Source organism: Streptomyces sp. NPDC017936 (assembly GCF_044328485.1).
Classification (GTDB): domain Bacteria; phylum Actinomycetota; class Actinomycetes; order Streptomycetales; family Streptomycetaceae; genus Streptomyces.
In genome coordinates, this window is sequence record NZ_JBIRHK010000003.1 from 422,029 (window position 1) to 441,937 (window position 19,909).

The window sequence follows — 19,909 nt, forward strand, 5'->3', positions numbered from 1 at the left end:
TCTGTAGGAAGTGACAGGCCGCGGAGTCTTACGCGACGGGCGGTCGCGCTCTAGTCTGATCTCGCTCGATAGTTACTCGCGAGTTAAACAACAGGCCGAACCACTGCCCGTGAGCAAGCCCAGCCGCTAGTGAGCAAGCCGCATCGTCGCGGGCCCCGGAGGATGTCGTGAGCGACACACAGACACTGATCGAGAACCGTCCGCCCTCCGTCGCGGGCCTCTTCCTGGAACGCGTCGCGGCCACACCGGACGCGGAGGCGTACCGCTATCCCGTGCCGGCCGCGTCCGGCGAGGGGCCGGACGACTGGAAGTCGCTGAGCTGGGCGCAGGCCGCCGAGCGGGTCTTCGCCATCGCGGCCGGTCTGATCGAGCTGGGCGTGCAGCCCGAACAGCGTGTGGCGCTCGCCTCCTCCACCCGGATCGAGTGGATCCTCGCCGACCTCGGCATCATGTGCGCCGGAGCGGCCACCACCACGGTCTACCCGCAGACCAACGCCGACGAGTCGGCGTACATCCTGTCCGACTCCGAGAGCCGGGTGCTGATCGCCGAGGACGCGGCGCAGCTCGCCAAGGCGGTCGAGAAGCGGGCCGAGCTGCCCGACCTGACCCGCGTCGTCGTGGTGGACCCGGCGGGTCTGGAGAGCGTGGAGGACACCGACTGGGTCCTCACCCTCGACGAACTGGAGAAGCGCGGGGCCGCCCGCCTGGAGCGGGAGCCGCAGCTCATCACGGAGCGGGTCGGCGCGATCACCAAGGACCAGCTCGCCACCCTCATCTACACCTCGGGCACCACCGGCCGCCCCAAGGGCGTGCGTCTGCCGCACGACAACTGGTCGTACATGGCGAAGGCCATCGCCGCGACCGGGCTGGTCACCCGTGACGACGTGCAGTACCTCTGGCTGCCGCTCGCGCACGTCTTCGGCAAGGTGCTCACCTCCGGCCAGATCGAGGCCGGGCACGTCACCGCCGTCGACGGCCGCGTCGACAAGATCATCGAGAACCTGCCGGTCGTGCGGCCGACGTACATGGCGGCCGTGCCGCGCATCTTCGAGAAGGTCTACAACGGGGTCGCCGCCAAGGCCCGGGCGGGCGGCGGCGCCAAGTACAAGATCTTCCAGTGGGCCGCGGAGGTCTCCCGCGAGTACGCCAAGGCCGCCCAGGACAACTTCCGGCGGACCGGGACGGCCTCCGTGCCGTTCGGGCTCGGCGCGAAGCACAGGGTCGCCGACGCGCTCGTGTACGCGAAGATCCGTGAGGCGTTCGGCGGCAACCTGCGGGCCTGCGTCTCCGGCAGCGCGGCCCTCGCGCCGGAGATCGGGTACTTCTTCTCCGGCGCCGGCATCCACATCCTGGAGGGCTACGGCCTCACCGAGTCCTCCGCCGCCTCCTTCGTGAACCCCGGCGAGGCCTACCGCACCGGCACGGTCGGCAAGCCGCTGCCCGGCACGGAGGTGCGGATCGCCGACGACGGCGAGGTCCTGCTGCGCGGCCCCGGCATCATGGAGGGCTACCACAGGCTGCCCGAGAAGACGGCCGAGGTGCTGGAGGCGGACGGCTGGTTCCACACCGGGGACATCGGCGAGCTGTCGGCCGACGGCTACCTGCGGATCACCGACCGCAAGAAGGACCTCATCAAGACGTCCGGCGGCAAGTACATCGCGCCCGCCGAGGTCGAGGGGCAGTTCAAGGCCGTGTGCCCGTACGTGTCGAACATCCTCGTGCACGGAGCCGACCGCAACTACTGCACGGCGCTGATCGCCCTCGACGAGGCGTCCATCCTGGGATGGGCCGAGGAGAACGGGCTGGGCGGCAAGCCGTACGCGGAGGTCGTGGCCGCGCAGGCGACGGTCGACCTCGTCGACGGGTACGTCAAGCAGCTCAACCAGGGCCTGCAGAAGTGGCAGACGATCAAGAAGTTCCGGCTGCTGCCGCGCGACCTCGACGTGGAGCACGGCGAGATCACGCCGAGCCTGAAGCTGAAGCGGCCGGTGGTGGAGCGGGAGTACAAGCACCTGATCGACGAGATGTACGCGGGGGCGCGGGAGGCGTGACGCGGGAGCCGCGGCCGGGACGCGGCGCGCAGCACGCGCCCGGCGGCGGAAGGGGCGGGGCCGGCGGCGACCGCGGGCGCGTCACGGCCGGCCGCGACGTCACGGCGGAGCCGTGCGCCGCCGGGGCTCCGCGCCGGCCCCGGGTGCCGTGACGACGACCCCGCGCCGGCCCCCTGCCGCGCCGGTCCCGTGCGGCCTCCGCACGCCGGTGCCGTGCCGCCTCCGCGTGCCGGTGCCCGCGTGCCGGTACGCCCGCGGCCGGTAGGCGCGTGCCCGTACGCCGGCGTGCCCGGCCGGCCTGCCGGTACCCGCCGGCCCGGTACGCGCGTACGGCCAGTCTGCCGGTCCGCGCGTGCCCGTACGTCGGCGTGCCTGTGCGGCCGGCCTGCCGGTACCCGCCGGCCCGGTACGCGCGTGCCGCTCGGTCCGTGTCGGCCTCGCACGCCGGATACGGCGATTCCCCGGCCGGCGATCGCCGGCGGTCCGTTCCCGGTCATCTCGGTCGCAATTCGTCCGTCTTCGCGCACCCGCGAGGCGCTGTTCCCCTCCTGACGGCCCACTTCGGTAACTCGGTGCGCACGAGCGGGTCCGGTCTGTCACTCTGGCGGCGTCGTGTGCGGCGCAGGCGTCCGGGGACCGAGGCCGGAAGAAGGCCGGAACCGAGCCGGACCGAGACGACACCGAGACCCGATCGTCCGACCGTCCGGGGAGCTGTCCATGGGGGCCATTCCGACGCAACGGGAGACCGCGTCCCGAGCCGGCGGCGCGCCCGCGCCCGCCGACGGACACCCGCAGACGCGCACGACCCTGACCGGCAGCTCCCTCGCCCCCGGCGCCGCCCGCGACCTCGTCCGCGCCGCGCTGACCGAGTGGGCCGGCCTCGGCCTCACCGGCCCCGCGGCCGAGGAGCTCGGCGAGGGCGCGACACTCGTCGTCAGCGAACTGGTCACCAACGCCGTCGTGCACGCCGGCACCGACGTCGACGTGGTCCTGCGGCTGGAGCACCCGGCCGAGCCCGAGCACCGCGCGGTCGTCGTCGAGGTCACCGACCGGCACCCCTCCCGCGCGCCCCGCGACGGCATGCCCGACGCCGTGTACGAGACCCCCGAGTACGGCCGGGGCCTGCGCCTGGTCGCCGCGCTGGCCGACGCCTGGGGGGTGACGTACCACAGGAGCGCGAAGACGGTGTGGGCGCGGCTGCTGCCCGGCGGGGAGCCCCACGAGGAGCGGACCGCGCAGGCCGGCGCGGCGGGCGACGGCCCTCCCGCCGCCTCCCTCTCCTTCGCCGAGGCCCTCGCGCCCGACCCGCACCCCTCCGCCCGCGACCGCGACTGGCTGGGCCGCGGCGCCCTCTCCTTCCTCGCGGAGGCCTCCGACCTGCTCGCCGGGCAGCTCGACGAGGACCTGGTGGCCGCGCTCACCGGCCAGCTGATCGTCCCGCGCCTGGCCGACTGGTGCGCGGTGTGGCTGGAGGACGAGCTCAGCGGACGCTGGGACTCCCCGCGCCCGGGCGGGGCCGGGAGCGCGGGAGGCTGGGACGCGGGCGGGCCCGGGCCGCAGCTGGCCCGGGTCTGGCACATCAGCGAGAACCACGTCGAGGAGCTGCGCCGCGCCCTCGAGAAGGACCCGCCGGTCCCGCCCGACGGCCTGCGCTCCGGGCCCGCCGCCCACCCGTGGCCGGCCACCGTGCTCGGCACGCACGGCGTCGCCCTCGCCTACCGTCTGATCGCCGGCGGCCGCCCGCTCGGCACGCTCGTCATCGGACGGGCCGGGCTGCTGCGCTTCCCCGACGAGGTCACCGGGCTCGTCGAGGACCTCGGCCGCCGGGTGGCGCTCGCCATCGGCGCGGCCCGCCAGTACGCCCGCCAGGTCACCATCAGCGCCGTCCTCCAGCGGGGCCTGCTGCCCGGCGCGGTCGCGGAGATCCCCGGCGTGCGCAGCGCGCTCGTCCACGAGCCGCGCGAGCAGGGCGGGCCGAGCGGCGACTTCTACGACCTGTTCCCGGCGGGCGACGGCCGCTGGTGCTTCGCGGTGGGCGACGTGCAGGGCAAGGGCCCCGAGGCGGCCGTCGTCATCGGCCTGGCCCGCCCCTGGCTGCGGCTGCTGGCCCGCGAGGGCTACGGCGTCGCCGACGTCCTCGACCGCCTCAACCAGCTGCTCCTCGACGACGCCACCGAGGCCGCCGACGCCGCCGCCCGCGCGTTCGTCGGACCCGCGGGGCCCGGCGACGGCCCGCAGACCCGGTTCCTGTCCCTCCTCTACGGCGAGCTGGCGCCCTTCGAGGGCGGAGTCCGCTGCACCCTCGCCTCCGCCGGTCACCCCCTGCCGCTGCTGCTCGGCCCCGACGGCAGCGTGATCACGGCGGCGCAGCCGCAGACCCTCCTCGGGGTGATCGAGGACGCCACCTACACCAGCGAGACCCTGGTCCTGCGCCCCGGCGACAGCCTCCTGTGCGTCACCGACGGCGTCACGGAACGGCGCTCGGGCTCCCGCCAGTTCGACGACGGCGACGGGCTCGCCGCCGCCCTGTCCGGCTGCGCCGGGCTGGACGCGGACCTGATCGCCGACCGCATCCGCCGGCTGGTCCACGAGTTCGGCGGCCAGCCGCCGGAGGACGACCTGGCGCTGCTGGTGCTGCAGGCGGAGTAGGACCGGGCCGGACCGCCCGGGGGCCCGCCCCGCCCCCGTCGTCCGCCCGGACCGTCCGGGGTCCGGGCGGACGTACGGGACAATGGGAGACATGCCTTCCGCACTCCCCGACGGCGAGCCCGTCCCCGCCGACGGCGCGCTGCCCGCGTCCGCGCTCGCCGGGGCCGCCGACCGACCCCTCGGGTTCTACCTGCACGTCCCGTACTGCGCGACCCGCTGCGGCTACTGCGACTTCAACACCTACACCGCCACCGAGCTGCGCGGCACGGGCGGGGTCCTCGCCTCCCGCGACAACTACGCCGACACCCTGATCGACGAGATCCGCCTCGCCCGCAAGGTCCTCGGCGACGACCCGCGCGAGGTCCGCACCGTCTTCGTCGGCGGCGGCACCCCGACCCTGCTGGCGGCCGGCGACCTCGTGCGGATGCTGGGCGCGATCCGCGACGAGTTCGGGCTCGCGGCGGACGCGGAGGTCACGACGGAGGCGAACCCGGAGTCGGTCGACCCCGCGTACCTGGCCACCCTCCGCGCGGGCGGCTTCAACCGGATCTCCTTCGGCATGCAGAGCGCGAAGCAGCACGTCCTGAGGATCTTGGACCGCACGCACACCCCCGGCCGCCCGGAGGCCTGCGTCGCGGAGGCCCGCGCGGCCGGCTTCGAACACGTCAACCTCGACCTGATCTACGGCACCCCGGGCGAGTCGGACGACGACTGGCGGGCGTCGCTGGACGCGGCCCTGGGCGCCGGACCCGACCACGTCAGCGCGTACGCGCTGATCGTCGAGGAGGGCACGCAGCTGGCCCGCCGCATCCGCCGCGGCGAGGTCCCGATGACCGACGACGACGTCCACGCCGACCGCTACCTGATCGCCGAGGAGACCCTGTCGGCCGCGGGCTACGACTGGTACGAGGTGTCCAACTGGGCCACCTCGGACGCGGGCCGCTGTCTGCACAACGAGCTGTACTGGCGGGGCGCCGACTGGTGGGGCGCTGGCCCCGGCGCGCACAGCCACGTCGGCGGCGTGCGCTGGTGGAACGTGAAGCATCCGGGCGCGTACGCGGCGGCGCTGGCGGGCGGACGGTCGCCGGGCGCCGGGCGGGAGCTGCTGTCGGACGAGGACCGGCGGGTCGAGCGCATCCTGCTGGAGCTGCGGCTGCGCGAGGGCGTGCCGCTGTCGCTGCTGCGGGAGGAGGGGCTCGGGGCGTCCCGCCGGGCGCTGGCGGAGGGCCTGCTGCAGGAGGGGCCCTACCGGGAGGGGAGCGCGGTGCTGACCCTGCGGGGACGGCTGCTCGCGGACGCGGTGGTGCGGGACCTGGTGGACTGATCACCCTGGAAGGTGAATCCCTGCGGAACGGGGGTTCGGTCCCTAACCTGGTTCGTAGGCTGCCGCCAAAAGGACGCGGCGGATGTGGAGGGCCACGGAGATGACCGCTGTGGACGAGCGCGGGATGACCAAGTACTTCGAGGAGCTCCAGCCTCCCGAGGGCGTCAGGGTCGAGCTTCTCCGGGGGGAAATCGTGATGATGGCCAGTCCTGACCTGGTGCACAACATGATCGTCGAAGACGTGATGGACCAGATTCCGCGTAAGCGGTGGGCTCGTCTCCAGACTCAGGACGTCGACATCCTCGATGAAGCCAGTGAGCCGGTACCGGATCTGGTGGTGCTGGAGCGCGATGCAATGCCCGGCTCCGGGCGCCTCCTGCCGTGCCCGCTGATCACGATGGTCGTCGAGGTCGTCTCCAAGACCAGCGTCGCACGGGACTACGAAGTCAAGCGGTCGATCTACGCCGCCGGCAAAGTGCCCGCCTATCTCATCCTCGACCCGGTCATGGCGCAGTGTGTGCTGCTCACGAACCCTGATGGGAAGGGCGAGGGAGCCGACTACCAAACGCAGCACGTGACGAAGTTCGGCGCATCCCTGCCGTTGGCCATTCTGGGAATCGAACTGGACACCAGTGACTTCGGGACGTTCCCCGGGGTCAGGCCCCACCGGTATCCGTGACGAAGTCGATCAGCTCCTCCACCCGCCCCAGCAGCTCCGGCTCCAGGTCCTTGTAGGACGTCACCCGCTTCAGGATCGCCTGCCACACCGCCCCCGTGTTCTCCGACGGCCAGCCCAGCGCCCGGCACACGCCCGTCTTCCAGTCCTGCCCGCGCGGCACGCGCGGCCACTCCGCGATCCCCAGCGACGCCGGCTTCACGGCCTCCCAGACGTCGATGTACGGGTGGCCGACCACCAGCGCGTGCTCGCTGGTCACCGACTCGGCGATGCGCCACTCCTTCGTGCCCGGCACCAGGTGGTCCACGAGGACGCCCAGCCTCGCGTCCGGCCCCGGCGCGAAGTCCGCCACGATGGCCGGCAGGTCGTCCACGCCCCCCAGGTACTCCACGACCACGCCCTCGACGCGCAGGTCGTCACCCCACACCTTCTCCACCAGTTCCGCGTCGTGGCGGCCCTCGACGTAGATGCGGCCGGCGCGGGCCACCCGGGCGCGGGCACCGGGGACGGCGACCGAACCGGACGCGGTGCGCGTGGGCCGCGCCGGACCCGAGGCGGGCCGGACGAGGGTCACGACCCGGCCCTCCAGCAGGAAGCCCCGGGGCTCCAGCGGGAACACCCGGTGCTTGCCGAACCGGTCCTCCAGGGTCACCGTGCCCGCCTCGCAGCGGATCACCGCGCCGCAGAAACCGGTGCCGGGCTCCTCCACCACCAGGCCGGGCTCCGCCGCGACCTCGGGGACCGGCTGCGGCTTCTTCCAGGGAGGGGTGAGATCGGCGGAGTACTGGCGCATTCGGATGACGATAGGAGAACCCCCGGCGCGGTCACGGCGACACGCCGAAACGCGCCGCCAGCGCGTCCCGCTGGGCCCGCACGAAGGCGGCGTCCACCACCGCCCCGTGCCCGGGCACGTACAGCGCGTCCTCACCGCCGAGGTCCAGCAGCCGGTCCAGGGCGGCCGGCCAGTGGGCCGGTACGGCGTCGGGACCGGCCTGGGGCTCGCCGGACTCCTCGACCAGGTCCCCGCAGAACACCACCTCCGGCGAGCCCGGCACCAGGACCGCCAGGTCGTGGGCGGTGTGGCCGGGACCCACGTTCGCCAGCAGGACCTGCCGGCCGCCGCCCAGGTCGAGGGTCCACTCGCCGGAGACCAGGTGGCGGGGGCGGACGAGCGTCGCCGCGGCCTCCGCGGCCGCCGTCGCGTCGAGCCCGTTGCGCAGCGCGTCCGCCCGCATCTCCTCCGCCCCGCGGCCCCCGGGCGTGAGCAGCGACTGCGCGCCCACCGCCGCGAACACCTCCGCGCCCGCGAACGCCGCCGCCCCGAAGACGTGATCGAAGTGGGGGTGGGTGAGCGCGAGATGGGTCACACGGTGACCGGCGAGCTCCTCCGCCCGCGTCCGCAGCCGCGCCCCCTCCCCGAGGCTCGACCCCGCGTCGATCACCAGGGCCGCGCCCGCCCCGACGACCAGCCCCGTCGTGCAGTCCCAGCCCGGCAGCCGGCACCGCCCGACGCCGGTGGCGATCCGCTCCCATCCCAGCTCTTCCCAAGTCACCCTCATACGGCGACGCTAGGGCCTGGCGGCCCGCACGGGCGACCGACCTTGCCCAGGGCGTACCCCACGGCCGTACACTGGGCCGGGGAACGCTGGCACTCGGAAGTGACGAGTGCCAGGCCAGGCGCCAAGGGGACGACTTGCTGGAGGTGTGCGCGCATGCTGAGTGAACGACGGCTCCAGGTACTGCGTGCCATCGTCCAGGACTACGTGGGCACCGAGGAGCCGGTCGGCTCCAAGGCGCTCACCGAGCGGCACAACCTCGGCGTCTCCCCGGCGACGGTCCGCAACGACATGGCGGCCCTGGAGGACGAGGGGTACATCGCCCAGCCGCACACCAGCGCCGGGCGCATCCCCACCGACAAGGGCTACCGCCTCTTCGTCGACAAGCTGGCCGGCGTCAAGCCGATGACGGCCCCCGAGCGGCGGGCCATCCAGAACTTCCTCGACGGCGCCGTCGACCTCGACGACGTGGTGGCGCGGACGGTACGGCTGCTCGCGCAGCTCACGCGGCAGGTCGCCGTCGTGCAGTACCCGTCGCTGACCCGGTCCACCGTGCGGCACGTGGAACTGCTGTCGCTCGCGCCCGCCCGGCTGATGCTCGTGCTGATCACGGACACCGGCCGGGTCGAGCAGCGGATGGTGGACTGCCCGGCGCCGTTCGGCGAGGCCTCGCTGGCGGACCTGCGGGCGCGGCTGAACAGCCGGGTCGCGGGCCGCCGGTTCGCGGACGTGCCGCGTCTGGTGGAGGACCTGCCGGACGCCTTCGAGGCGGAGGACCGCGGCACGGTCTCGACGGTGCTCTCCACCCTGCTGGAGACCCTCGTCGAGGAGAACGAGGAGCGGCTGATGATCGGCGGCACCGCCAATCTCACCCGCTTCGGACATGACTTTCCCCTCACGATCCGACCCGTCCTGGAAGCCTTGGAGGAGCAGGTCGTCCTCCTCAAGCTCCTCGGCGAGGCGGGGGATTCGGGCATGACCGTACGCATCGGTCACGAGAACGCCTACGAGGGACTCAACTCCACTTCCGTGGTGTCGGTCGGCTACGGTTCGGGCGGCGAGGCAGTCGCCAAGCTCGGCGTGGTCGGACCGACCCGCATGGATTACCCGGGAACGATGGGAGCGGTACGCGCAGTGGCACGGTACGTCGGACAGATCCTGGCGGAGTCGTAAGTGGCCACGGACTACTACGCCGTTCTCGGCGTGCGCCGCGACGCGTCGCAGGAAGAGATCAAGAAGGCCTTCCGGCGGCTCGCGCGCGAGCTGCACCCGGACGTCAACCCCGATCCGAAGACCCAGGAGCGGTTCAAGGAGATCAACGCCGCCTACGAGGTGCTGTCGGACCCGCAGAAGAAGCAGGTCTACGACCTCGGCGGCGACCCGCTCTCGCAGTCCGGCGGCGGTGGCGCGGGCGGCTTCGGAGCCGGCGGCTTCGGCAACTTCTCCGACATCATGGACGCCTTCTTCGGCACGGCGTCCCAGCGCGGGCCGCGCTCGCGCACCCGCCGGGGCCAGGACGCGATGATCCGGCTGGAGGTCGACCTCGACGAGGCCGCCTTCGGCACCACCAAGGACATCCAGGTCGACACGGCGATCGTCTGCTCCACCTGCAGCGGTGAGGGCGCGGCGCCGGGCACCACCGCCCAGACGTGCGACATGTGCCGCGGCCGCGGTGAGGTGTCCCAGGTGACCCGGTCCTTCCTCGGCCAGGTCATGACCTCGCGCCCCTGCCCCCAGTGCCAGGGCTTCGGCACCGTCGTGCCCACGCCGTGCCCGGAGTGCGCGGGCGACGGGCGGGTGCGCTCCCGCCGGACCCTGACCGTGAAGATCCCGGCCGGTGTCGACAACGGCACCCGGATCCAGCTCGCCGGCGAGGGCGAGGTCGGCCCCGGCGGCGGCCCCGCCGGAGACCTGTACGTCGAGATCCACGAGCTGCCGCACTCCACCTTCCAGCGGCGCGGTGACGACCTGCACTGCACGGTGACCATCCCGATGACCGCGGCGGCCCTCGGCACGAAGGTGCCGCTGGAGACGCTGGACGGCCTGGAGGAGGTCGACATCCGGCCCGGCACGCAGTCGGGGCAGTCGATCCCGCTGCACGGGCGGGGCGTCACGCATCTGCGCGGCGGCGGACGGGGCGACCTCGTCGTCCACGTCGAGGTGCAGACGCCGACGAAGCTGGACCCGGAGCAGGAGCGGTTGCTGCGCGAGCTGTCCAAGCTGCGGGGCGAGGAACGGCCGCAGGGGCAGTTCCAGCCCGGGCAGCAGGGTCTGTTCTCGCGGCTGAAGGACGCGTTCAACGGACGCTGACGGGTGACGGCGGACGGTGCCGCGCGCCCCGTCCGCGGACTCCCCCGGAAGGGGCGCCCCCGGACGGGCCGGGTCGCCCCGGCCGGCGCTCGGCGGCCGGGGCCGGACAGGCCCGTTCACCGCGCCGCTGCCCTGGCACATGCCAAGAGGAAGGCCCGATTCGGACTCGTTCGGAGGACGTGACAACATGCCGTCATGTCCTCCGCACTGACCGATCTCCTCCCTCTTCCGATCGTGCAGGCCCCCATGGCGGGCGGCGTCTCCCTCCCGCAGCTCGTCGCCGCCGTGTCCGAGGCCGGCGGGCTCGGGTTCCTCGCCGCCGGGTACAAGACCGCCGACGGCATGTACCAGGAGATCAAGCAGCTGCGGAGCCTCACGGCCCGGCCCTTCGGCGTGAACCTGTTCATGCCGCAGCCGGAGCACCCCGGTGCGGGCGCCGGCTCCGCCGGGGCGACCGGCGCCGCGCCCTTCGACGCCGGCGCCGTCGAGGTGTACGCCCACCAGCTGGCCGGTGAGGCCGCCTGGTACGAGACGGAACTGGGCGACCCGGACAGCGGCCGGGACGACGGCTACGACGCCAAGCTCGCGGTGCTGCTGGACAACCCGGTGCCCGTGGTGTCGTTCCACTTCGGCGTGCCCGCCCCCGCGGTGCTGGAGTCGCTGCGCCGCGCCGGAACGTTCACGCTGGTCACCGCCACCACCGCCGAGGAGGCGATCGCCGTGGAGCGGGCCGGCGCCGACGCGGTGATCGTGCAGGGCGTGGAGGCCGGCGGCCACCAGGGCACCCACCGGGACGTCCCGGAGAACGACGGCTCCGGCATCGGCCTGCTGTCGCTGCTCGCCCAGATCCGCGAGGCCGTGCGCCTGCCGCTGATCGCCGCCGGCGGCATCATGCGCGGCAGCCAGATCGCCGCCGTGCTCGCCGCGGGAGCGAGCGCGGCCCAGCTCGGCACCGCCTTCCTGGCGGCCCCCGAGTCCGGTGCGGCCGCCGTGCACAAGCAGGCGCTGACGAACCCCCTGTTCGTGCGCACCGAACTGACCCGCGCCTTCTCCGGCCGCCCGGCCCGCGGCCTGGTCAACCGGTTCCTGCGCGAGCATGGCCCGTACGCGCCCGCGGCCTACCCGGAGGTCCACCACCTCACCTCGCCGCTGCGCAAGGCGGCCGCCAAGGCGGGCGACGCGCAGGGCATGGCGCTGTGGGCGGGACAGGGGCACCGGATGGCCCGGGAGCTGCCGGCCGGGCGGCTCGTGGAGGTGCTGGCCGCCGAACTCGACGCCGCCCGGACAGCGGTGGCGGCCGGCGCCGGCGGTGGCCGATGACCGCGCCCGTGTTCGTGGTCGACCGGCTGCCCGGCGGTCACGGTGAGTTCGTGCTGGACGGCCCCGAGGGACGGCACGCCGTCTCCGTGAAGCGGCTGCGGCCCGGTGAGGCGGTCGTCCTCACCGACGGGGCCGGACACTGGGCGCAGGGCGAGGTCGTGGCCGCCGAGGGCAGGGACCGGCTGGTGGTGAGCCTGGAGGACGTGGTGGAGGAGCCCGCCGAGTCGCCGCGGATCACCGTCGTGCAGGCGCTGCCCAAGGGCGACCGGGGGGAACTGGCCGTCGAGACGATGACCGAGACCGGCGTCGACGCGATCGTGCCGTGGGCGGCCTCCCGCTGCATCACGCAGTGGAAGGGCGAGCGCGGCCTGAAGGCGCTCGCCAAGTGGCGGGCCACCGCCCGCGAGGCCGGCAAGCAGTCCCGCCGGGTCCGCTTCCCCGAGGTCGCCGACGCGGCCACCACCCGGCAGGTCGCGGCGCTCCTCGCGCGGGCCGACTTCGCCGCCGTGCTGCACGAGGACCGCGACTACGGCAGTGAGCCGCTCGCCACCGCGCCCCTGCCCGCCGAGGGGGAGATCGTGCTCGTCGTCGGTCCCGAAGGGGGCGTCTCCCCGGAGGAGCTGGCGCTCTTCGAGGAGGCCGGCGCGAAGGCGTACCGGCTGGGGCGGAGCGTGCTGCGCACCTCGACCGCCGGGACGGCGGCCGCGGCCCTGCTCCTGGGCAGGACCGGCCGCTGGTCCTGACCCGCCGGCCGGCCCGTCGCCGGCACACGCGGTGAAGGGCGCCCGGCCGCGCCCGCACGCACGGGACTCCGGCACCCGCTGCCGCCACCGCGCCGGCCCGTCCGGCCCCACGGCGCGGTCGGGGGCGGAGCACGGGCCGTACCGGGGCTTCCCGCCCGCGGCCGGGCCGGGTCGGCGGAAGCGGCCCTCCGGGGCCGCGCGGTGACGGCCCGGACATCCGCCGGGCGGGGACCACCGCGCGTGCTGCCGCCCCGCTGCGGGGGCCGGTCCTCCTCGTCGGCCGGACGCGCGTCGCCCGCCTCAGGGACCCGGCGGGCGGTCCCGCGGCACCTCGGGAGCGGCCGCTCCCGCGCGGCCGGCGGCGACGGCCCGGAACAGCTCCCAGCCGTCCAGTTCGCCCTCGTACGGCAGCAGTCCGCGACGCAGGGCCTCCGCCACGAAGGCGCGCACGGTGCCCGGCTCGTGCAGGTTGAGGTGGTGGTCGCGGTCGCCGACACCGCCCGAGTGGCCGGGGTACCCGCCCCCGGCGTACCGCCCCTCGCCGGACCGGAGGACGATCCGGGTGCGGACGCCGTCGCGGTGCAGGGTGAGGACCTCCTGGCAGCCGCCGTCGTCCACGTGCCGGTGACGGACCGTCCACCTGTACGTGGTCGACTCGTCGACGGTGAGTCGTCGCAGGCGGCGGTGGTCACGCATGGGGCCACCGTAGCGAGCGGGCGAGGAGTGGCGACAAGTGCCCTACCGCGGCCGCCGGGGCGGTGGCAGGCTGCCTCGCATGGGGGCATCGAGACGGATTCTGCTTCGGTTCCGGCCGCGGCCGTACGGAGTGCGCGCGGTGGTCGTCGCGGGGCTCGCGGCGGTCACCACGGTCGGGGTCGCGGCGTGCGAGCCGGGTGGGCTGAGCACCGCGACCGTGGCGTACACCACCGACCAGGCGGCCACGGCCGAGATCGAGCGGCGGGACGTGGACGTGCGCTGGCTGACGTGCACGGCCGGCTACGGCGACGACGGGGGGAGCGGCGCCGGTGAGCGGACCGTCGCCTCCGTGGACTGCGAGGGCGAGACCGGCGACGGACGGGACATCACCGTCGACGGTCACGTCACGCGCGCGGTCGACGGCTCCTGCGTGCGGGGCGACCTGAGGGCACAGGTGGGCAAGAGGCAGCTGTTCCGGGTCGGCGGGCTCGGCGACTGCGAGAACGCGACGCCCTCACCCGTCGCCCCGCCCGGTTCCGGGCAGCAGGGCGAGCCGGGACGGCCCACGGTCACCGTGACCGTCACCAGGACCGTCTGGTGCCAGGGCGAGGGGGACTGCGGACGCGTCGAGGGCAAGTGAGCGGGACGCAAGGCGGCGAAAGCCCTGTCCACGGCACCCGCCCTTGCCTAGAGTGATCGGGTGACACAGTCCGCGACGCCTGCTGCGTACTTCCGGTTCCCGCATCTGCACGGCGAGTTGGTGGCGTTCACCGCCGAGGACGACGTGTGGCTCGCGCCCCTCGACGGCGGGCGCGCCTGGCGGGTCAGCGCCGACGCCACGCCGGTCTCCCTGCCCCGCATCTCGCCCGACGGCACCACCGTCGCCTGGACCTCCACCCGCGACGGCGCCCCCGAGGTGCACGTCGCGCCGGTCGAGGGCGGCCCCGCCACCCGGCTGACGTACTGGGGCGGCCCGCGCACCCAGGTGCGCGGCTGGACCCCCGACGGTCACGTCCTCGCGCTCGGCGCCCACGACCAGGCGAGCCTGCGCCGCACCTGGGCCCGCGCGGTCCCGCTCGACGGCGGACCCGCCACCACCCTGCCGTACGGGCCCGTCGGCGCCGTCGCGTACGGCCCGCACACCGTGCTGCTGTCCGCGCCCATGGGCCGCGAGGCCGCCCACTGGAAGCGCTACCGGGGCGGCACGGCGGGCAAGCTGTGGATCGACCGGGCGGGCGACGGCGAGGGCGCCGGGGAGTTCGTGCGGCTGCACGAGGAGCTCGACGGCAACATCGAGTACCCGGTCTGGGCCGGGGACCGGATCGCCTTCCTCTCCGACCACGAGGGCACCGGAGCGCTGTACTCGTCCCTCGCCGACGGCTCCGACCTGCGGCGGCACACGCCTCTCGAGGGCTTCTACGCCCGGCAGGCCGCCGGCGACGGCCGTCGGGTCGTGTACGTCAGCGCCGGCGAGCTGTGGATCCTCGACGACCTCGACGGGGCCGAGCCGCGCCGGCTCGACGTACGGCTCGGCGGGCAGCGCACCGACCGGCGGCCGCGACCGGTGTCCGCCGCCCGGTGGCTGGGTTTCGCCACCCCGGACCACACCGCGCGCGGCAGCGCCGTCGAGGTGCGCGGTGCCGTCCACTGGATCACCCACCGCTCCGGGCCCGCCCGCGCGCTCGCCGCCGAACCCGGGGTACGGGCCCGGCTGCCGCGCACCTTCCGCACGGAGGGCGAGGAGTGGGTGGTGTGGGTGACGGACGCCGAGGGCGAGGACGCCCTGGAGTTCGCCCCGGCCACGGGAGCGGTCCCGGGCGCGACCCCGCGCCGGCTCGCGGCGGGACGGCTCGGGCGGGTCCTGGAACTGGCCATGGCGCCCGACGGCAGCCGGGCCGCCGTCGCCGCGCACGACGGACGGCTGCTGATCGTCGAGCGGGAGAGCGGCGAGGTCCGCGAGGTCGACCGCAGCGCCGACGGCGAGGTCTTCGACCTGGTCTTCTCGCCGGACTCGAACTGGCTGGCCTGGTCGCACCCCGGCCCGCGCCCGCTCAGCCAGCTCAAGCTCGCCAACACCACCGACCTGTCGGTCAGCGAGGCGACCCCGCTGCGCTTCCGCGACTACGCGCCCGCCTTCACCCTCGACGGCAAGCACCTCGCGTTCCTGTCCACCCGCGCCTTCGACCCGGTCTACGACCAGCACGCCTTCGACCTGTCCTTCGTCGCCGCCGCCCGCCCGCACCTGATCACCCTGGCCGCCACCACGCCCTCGCCGTTCGGCCCGCAGCGGCACGGCCGGCCGTTCGAGGCGCCGGACAAGGACGAGACGCCCGACAGCGAGGGCACCCCCGCCACCCGCATCGACCTGGAGGGCCTCGCCGACCGGATCATCCCCTTCCCCGTGGAGGCCGGCCGCTGCTCCACGCTGCGCGCGGCCAAGGACGGCGTGCTGTGGCTGCGCCACCCGGTGCGCGGTGTCCTCGGCGCCTCCCGCGCCACCCCCGACGACCCCGACCCGCACACCGAGCTGGAGCGCTACGACCTCGCCCGGCACCGCCTCGAGCACCTCGCCTCCGACGTCGACGACTTCGACGTCAGCGGCGACGGCAAACGGCTGCTGCTGTGGTCCGACCGCAAGCTCAGGGTCGTCCCCAGCGACCGGCGCGCCTCCGGCGACGAGGACAGCGACACCAACCTCACCGTCGACCTGGGCCGCATCCGCCAGACCGTCGAACCGGCCGCCGAGTGGCGGCAGATGTACGACGAGACCGGCCGCGTCATGCGGGACAACTTCTGGCGGCCCGACCTCGGCGGCGTCGACTGGGACGGCGTCCTCGACCGCTACCGGCCCCTCCTGGACCGGATCGCGACCCACGACGACCTGGTCGACCTGCTGTGGGAGGTGCACGGCGAACTCGGCACCTCGCACGCCTACGTGGTGCCCCGTGGCGGCTTCGGCCACGGCGCCCGCCAGGGTCTGCTGGGCGCCGACATCTCCCGTCACGCGGACGGCAGCTGGCGCATCGACCGCGTCCTGCCCGCGGAGACCTCCGACCCCGACGCCCGCTCCCCGCTCGCCGCACCCGGCGTCGCGGTGCGCGCCGGCGACGCGATCGTCGCCGTCGCCGGGCACCCGGTGGACCCGGTCGCCGGACCCGGACCGCTGCTCGTCGGCACGGCGGGCAAGGCGGTCGAGCTGACGATCTCGCCGTCCGGCGGGGGCGAGCCGCGGCACGCCGTCGTCGTCCCGGTCGACGACGAGGAGCCGCTGCGCTACCACGTGTGGGTCGCGGACCGGCGGGCGTACGTGCACGAGCGCTCCGGCGGCCGGCTCGGCTATCTGCACGTGCCCGACATGGTCGGCTCCGGCTGGGCGCAGCTCCACCGCGACCTGCGGGTCGAGGTGGCCCGCGAGGGCCTCGTCGTCGACGTGCGGGAGAACCGGGGCGGGCACACCTCCCAGCTGGTCGTGGAGAAGCTGGCGCGGCGGATCGTCGGCTGGGACGTGCCGCGCGGGATGCGGCCGTACAGCTATCCGGAGGACGCGCCCCGCGGGCCCGTGGTGGCCGTCGCCGACGAGTTCTCCGGGTCCGACGGGGACATCGTCAACGCGGCGGTCAAGGCGCTCGGGATCGGTCCCGTGGTCGGCACGCGCACGTGGGGCGGGACCATCGGCATCGACAGCCGGTACCGGCTGGTGGACGGCACGCTGGTCACCCAGCCGAAGTACGCGATCTGGCTGGAGGGGTACGGGTGGGACGTCGAGAACCACGGCGTCGATCCGGACGTCGAGGTGGTGATCCGGCCGCAGGACCACGCGGCGGGGCGGGACACGCAGCTGGACGAGGCGGTGGCGCTGGCGCTGGCCGCGCTGGAGTCGACGCCGGCGAAGACGCCGCCCACGCTGCCGTGATCCGCGCCGCGGTCCCGCACCAGGGGCTCCGTCCCCGCGCTCCCGGCCCGTGCCCGCCCACCGCCCGTCCCGGCCGGGAGGAAGGCGAGGACCGTCCGGCCCGCCCGGCGCCCGTGGACGCGGCTCGGCGCGCACGGCCCTCCCGGGGGCGCGGCCCCGGGGGCGGGGGCGGCGGGGGAGGAACACCACCTGCGCCCGCGGACCGGCGCCGGTCGATACGATGCCCGTACGAGATCACCGGCGCACGAGGAGAACCGCATGGCAGGGGAGCCGCAGGAGGACTGCTTGTTCTGCAGGATCGTCGAGGGACACGTCCCGGCGACGATCGTGCGGGAGACCGGGACGACCCTCGCCTTCCGGGACATCAATCCGCAGGCGCCCACCCACGTCCTGGTGATCCCCAAGGCGCACCACGTGGACGCCGCCGCGCTCGCGGCCGAGGCGCCGCAGCTCGCGGCGGACGTCCTGCGGGAGACGAAGGCGGTCGCCGACGACGAGAAGCTGGACAGCTACCGCATCGTCTTCAACACCGGCAGCGGCGCGGGCCAGACCGTCTGGCACGCCCACGCGCACGTCCTCGGCGGCCGCGGCCTGCAGTGGCCTCCCGGGTGAGCCGCCGTGTCCGTACGTGAGTTGGTGGTCCTCGGCACCGCCAGCCAGGTCCCGACCCGGCACCGCAACCACAACGGCTACCTCCTGCGCTGGGACGGCGAGGGCCTCCTCTTCGACCCCGGCGAGGGCACGCAGCGCCAGATGGTGCGGGCCGGGGTGGCCGCCCACGACCTGAACCGGATCTGCGTCACGCACTTCCACGGCGACCACTGTCTCGGTCTCGCCGGGGTGATCCAGCGCGTCAACCTGGACCAGGTCCCGCACCCGGTCACCGCCCACTACCCGCGTTCCGGGCAGCGCTTCTTCGACCGGCTGCGGTACGCGACCGCCTACCGCGAGACCGTCGGCGTCACCGAGGCCCCGGTCGACGGGGACGGGCCCCTGGTCACGACGGACGCGTACACGCTCGAGGCGCGCAGGCTCTCCCACCCGGTCGAGTCCTTCGGCTACCGGCTGGTCGAGCCGGACGGCCGGCGCATGCTGCCCGAGCTGCTCGCCGCGCACGGCATCAAGGGCCCGGACGTCGGCCGGATCCAGCGGGAGGGCTCCCTGGGCGGCGTCGCCCTGGAGGACGTCAGCGAGGTGCGGCGCGGGCAGCGGTTCGCGTTCGTCATGGACACCCGGCTGTGCGAGGGCGTGCACGCGCTGGCGGAGGGCTGCGACATGCTCGTCATCGAGTCGACGTTCCTCGACGACGACAGGGAACTCGCCATCGAGCACGGGCACCTGACCGCCGGTCAGGCCGCTCGGGTGGCCCGGGACGCCGGGGTGCGCCACCTCGTCCTCACCCACTTCAGCCAGCGCTACTCCGACCCGGACGCGTTCGAGCGGCAGGCGCGGGCGGCCGGGTTCGAGGGCGAGCTGACGGTGGCGCACGACCTGCTGCGGGTGCCGGTTCCGAAACGGAGGTAAATCGCCCGTACGATGCTTTGATGCCCCTCCCCAAAGCTGAACTGCACCTCCACATCGAAGGCACCCTGGAACCCGAGCTGGCGTTCGAGCTGGCCGGCCGCAACGGCGTCACGCTGCCGTACGCGGACACGGACGAGCTGCGCGAGGCGTACCGGTTCGAGGACCTCCAGTCCTTCCTGAACCTGTACTACGAGCTGATGGCCGTCCTGCGCACCGAGCGGGACTTCGAGGACCTGGCCGACGCCTACCTGGCCCGCGCCGCCGCGCAGGGCGTCCGGCACGCGGAGATCTTCTTCGATCCGCAGGCCCACCTCTCCCGGGGGGTGGGGATGGGGACGGTCGTCGAGGGGCTGTGGCGGGCGCTCGGCGACAGCGAGGCCGCCCACGGCGTCTCCACCCGGCTGATCATGTGCTTCCTGCGCGACGAGTCCGCCGAGTCGGCGATGGAGACGCTGGAGGCGGCCCGGCCGTACCTCGACCGGATCACCGGCGTCGGGCTGGACTCCGCCGAGGTCGGGCACCCGCCGGTGAAGTTCCGCGAGGTGTACGAGGCCGCCGCCGCCCTGGGGCTGCGGCGGGTCGCGCACGCCGGTGAGGAGGGGCCGCCGGAGTACATCACCGAGGCCCTCGACGTGCTCGGCGTCGAGCGCGTCGACCACGGCCTGCGCTGCATGGAGGACCCGGCGCTGGTGGAGCGGCTGGTGCGGGAGCGGATCCCGCTGACGCTGTGCCCGCTGTCCAACGTCCGGCTGCGGACCGTCGACGTCCTCGCCGACCACCCGCTGCCCGCGATGCTCGACGCCGGGCTGCTCTGCACGGTCAACTCCGACGACCCCGCCTACTTCGGCGGCTACGCCGGCGACAACTTCGACGCCGTGCGGCAGAGCCTGGGCCTGAGCGAGGAGCGGTTGCGCGAGCTGGCCCGCAACTCCTTCACCGCCTCCTTCCTGGAGGACGACGAGGAGCGGCGGGCGCGGTACCTCGCCGAGGTCGACGCCTACACCTTCTGACCGGTCCTCGCGGCGGGGGGCGGGGGGGGGCCCCCCCCCCCCCCCCGGCGGGGCCCCCCGGGGGGGCCCCCCCCCCGGCGGGGGGGGGCCGGGCGGGCCCCGGGGGGTGCCCCCCCCGCGGCGCCCGGGCGCCCCAG

At 74.6% G+C, this 19,909-nt stretch carries 16 protein-coding genes; 13 read left to right on the forward strand and 3 right to left on the reverse strand.

Going from position 1 to position 19,909, the window contains the following annotated elements; all coding sequences use genetic code 11:
* The first annotated feature begins 167 nt into the window (after window positions 1-167).
* The 4 genes from ACH4F6_RS08440 (at window position 168) to ACH4F6_RS08455 (ending at window position 6,703) form a co-directional block, all read left to right on the forward strand.
* Window positions 168-2,051: an AMP-dependent synthetase/ligase gene (locus ACH4F6_RS08440; protein ID WP_397959127.1), complete on the forward strand. Its 1,884-nt coding sequence runs from the start codon at window positions 168-170 to the stop codon at window positions 2,049-2,051.
* Window positions 2,052-2,768: 717 nt separating this feature from the next.
* Window positions 2,769-4,700 (forward strand): SpoIIE family protein phosphatase, encoded by a 1,932-nt coding sequence (locus ACH4F6_RS08445; RefSeq protein ID WP_397959128.1) that lies wholly within the window; start codon window positions 2,769-2,771, stop codon window positions 4,698-4,700.
* Between the two features lie 91 nt (window positions 4,701-4,791).
* Entirely contained in the window at window positions 4,792-6,024 is a 1,233-nt protein-coding gene (hemW, locus tag ACH4F6_RS08450) for a radical SAM family heme chaperone HemW (protein WP_397959129.1), read from the forward strand.
* 100 nt (window positions 6,025-6,124) lie between these two features.
* Window positions 6,125-6,703, forward strand: a complete 579-nt coding sequence (locus ACH4F6_RS08455; RefSeq protein WP_397959130.1) for a Uma2 family endonuclease — start codon at window positions 6,125-6,127, stop codon at window positions 6,701-6,703.
* On the opposite strand, the gene ACH4F6_RS08460 is transcribed toward ACH4F6_RS08455, so the two are convergent.
* A complete protein-coding gene (locus tag ACH4F6_RS08460; RefSeq protein WP_397959131.1) occupies window positions 6,681-7,493 on the reverse strand; it encodes a DUF3097 domain-containing protein in 813 nt (270 codons plus the stop codon). The two genes, ACH4F6_RS08455 and ACH4F6_RS08460, sit on opposite strands and share 23 nt — an antisense overlap.
* Window positions 7,494-7,524: 31 nt before the next feature.
* Window positions 7,525-8,259 carry an MBL fold metallo-hydrolase gene (locus ACH4F6_RS08465; RefSeq protein WP_397959132.1) on the reverse strand — a complete coding sequence of 245 codons (735 nt, stop codon included), beginning with the start codon at window positions 8,257-8,259 and terminating at the stop codon, window positions 7,525-7,527.
* Between the two features lie 153 nt (window positions 8,260-8,412).
* On the opposite strand from ACH4F6_RS08465, the gene hrcA reads away from it, so the two are divergent.
* The 4 genes from hrcA to ACH4F6_RS08485 all read left to right on the forward strand — a co-directional run bounded on the left by hrcA (window position 8,413) and on the right by ACH4F6_RS08485 (window position 12,629).
* Window positions 8,413-9,429: a heat-inducible transcriptional repressor HrcA gene (hrcA, locus tag ACH4F6_RS08470; RefSeq protein ID WP_392004769.1), complete on the forward strand. Its 1,017-nt coding sequence runs from the start codon at window positions 8,413-8,415 to the stop codon at window positions 9,427-9,429.
* Window positions 9,430-10,566, forward strand: coding sequence for a molecular chaperone DnaJ (dnaJ, locus tag ACH4F6_RS08475; protein ID WP_397959133.1), 1,137 nt, complete (start codon window positions 9,430-9,432; stop codon window positions 10,564-10,566).
* 195 nt (window positions 10,567-10,761) lie between these two features.
* Window positions 10,762-11,886, forward strand: a complete 1,125-nt coding sequence (locus ACH4F6_RS08480; protein WP_397959134.1) for a nitronate monooxygenase — start codon at window positions 10,762-10,764, stop codon at window positions 11,884-11,886.
* Window positions 11,883-12,629, forward strand: a complete 747-nt coding sequence (locus ACH4F6_RS08485; protein WP_397959135.1) for a 16S rRNA (uracil(1498)-N(3))-methyltransferase — start codon at window positions 11,883-11,885, stop codon at window positions 12,627-12,629. The genes ACH4F6_RS08480 and ACH4F6_RS08485 overlap by 4 nt, the downstream gene beginning before the upstream one ends.
* Before the next feature lie 300 nt (window positions 12,630-12,929).
* Here ACH4F6_RS08485 and ACH4F6_RS08490 read toward each other — a convergent pair whose 3' ends face one another.
* Window positions 12,930-13,325, reverse strand: coding sequence for a hypothetical protein (locus ACH4F6_RS08490; RefSeq protein ID WP_397959136.1), 396 nt, complete (start codon window positions 13,323-13,325; stop codon window positions 12,930-12,932).
* A 79-nt stretch (window positions 13,326-13,404) separates the two neighbouring features.
* Here ACH4F6_RS08490 and ACH4F6_RS08495 point away from each other — a divergent pair, with 79 nt between their 5' ends.
* The 5 genes from ACH4F6_RS08495 to ACH4F6_RS08515 all read left to right on the forward strand — a co-directional run bounded on the left by ACH4F6_RS08495 (window position 13,405) and on the right by ACH4F6_RS08515 (window position 19,772).
* The gene (locus tag ACH4F6_RS08495) at window positions 13,405-13,965 is read left to right on the forward strand and encodes a hypothetical protein (protein WP_397959137.1); all 561 of its coding nucleotides are present in this window, start codon (window positions 13,405-13,407) and stop codon (window positions 13,963-13,965) included.
* Window positions 13,966-14,025: 60 nt separating this feature from the next.
* Entirely contained in the window at window positions 14,026-17,238 is a 3,213-nt protein-coding gene (locus ACH4F6_RS08500) for a S41 family peptidase (protein WP_397959138.1), read from the forward strand.
* A 258-nt stretch (window positions 17,239-17,496) separates the two neighbouring features.
* On the forward strand, window positions 17,497-17,850 hold the full coding sequence (locus ACH4F6_RS08505; RefSeq protein WP_397959139.1) for an HIT domain-containing protein: 354 nt from the start codon (window positions 17,497-17,499) through the stop codon (window positions 17,848-17,850).
* Between the two features lie 6 nt (window positions 17,851-17,856).
* Window positions 17,857-18,762 carry a ribonuclease Z gene (locus ACH4F6_RS08510; protein WP_397959140.1) on the forward strand — a complete coding sequence of 302 codons (906 nt, stop codon included), beginning with the start codon at window positions 17,857-17,859 and terminating at the stop codon, window positions 18,760-18,762.
* Between the two features lie 20 nt (window positions 18,763-18,782).
* Entirely contained in the window at window positions 18,783-19,772 is a 990-nt protein-coding gene (locus ACH4F6_RS08515; RefSeq protein ID WP_397959141.1) for an adenosine deaminase, read from the forward strand.
* The last annotated feature ends 137 nt before the right edge of the window (window positions 19,773-19,909 follow it).

Excerpts from the sequence above, each read along its gene's own strand:
- ACH4F6_RS08445 (WP_397959128.1), top strand. The coding sequence starts at position 2,769 with ATGGGGGCCATTCCGACGCAACGGGAGACCGCGTCCCGAGCCGGCGGC.
- hemW (WP_397959129.1), top strand. The coding sequence starts at position 4,792 with ATGCCTTCCGCACTCCCCGACGGCGAGCCCGTCCCCGCCGACGGCGCG.
- ACH4F6_RS08455 (WP_397959130.1), top strand. The coding sequence starts at position 6,125 with ATGACCGCTGTGGACGAGCGCGGGATGACCAAGTACTTCGAGGAGCTC.
- ACH4F6_RS08460 (WP_397959131.1), bottom strand. The coding sequence starts at position 7,493 with ATGCGCCAGTACTCCGCCGATCTCACCCCTCCCTGGAAGAAGCCGCAG.
- ACH4F6_RS08465 (WP_397959132.1), bottom strand. The coding sequence starts at position 8,259 with ATGAGGGTGACTTGGGAAGAGCTGGGATGGGAGCGGATCGCCACCGGC.
- hrcA (WP_392004769.1), top strand. The coding sequence starts at position 8,413 with ATGCTGAGTGAACGACGGCTCCAGGTACTGCGTGCCATCGTCCAGGAC.
- ACH4F6_RS08480 (WP_397959134.1), top strand. The coding sequence starts at position 10,762 with ATGTCCTCCGCACTGACCGATCTCCTCCCTCTTCCGATCGTGCAGGCC.
- ACH4F6_RS08485 (WP_397959135.1), top strand. The coding sequence starts at position 11,883 with ATGACCGCGCCCGTGTTCGTGGTCGACCGGCTGCCCGGCGGTCACGGT.
- ACH4F6_RS08490 (WP_397959136.1), bottom strand. The coding sequence starts at position 13,325 with ATGCGTGACCACCGCCGCCTGCGACGACTCACCGTCGACGAGTCGACC.
- ACH4F6_RS08495 (WP_397959137.1), top strand. The coding sequence starts at position 13,405 with ATGGGGGCATCGAGACGGATTCTGCTTCGGTTCCGGCCGCGGCCGTAC.
- ACH4F6_RS08505 (WP_397959139.1), top strand. The coding sequence starts at position 17,497 with ATGGCAGGGGAGCCGCAGGAGGACTGCTTGTTCTGCAGGATCGTCGAG.
- ACH4F6_RS08515 (WP_397959141.1), top strand. The coding sequence starts at position 18,783 with ATGCCCCTCCCCAAAGCTGAACTGCACCTCCACATCGAAGGCACCCTG.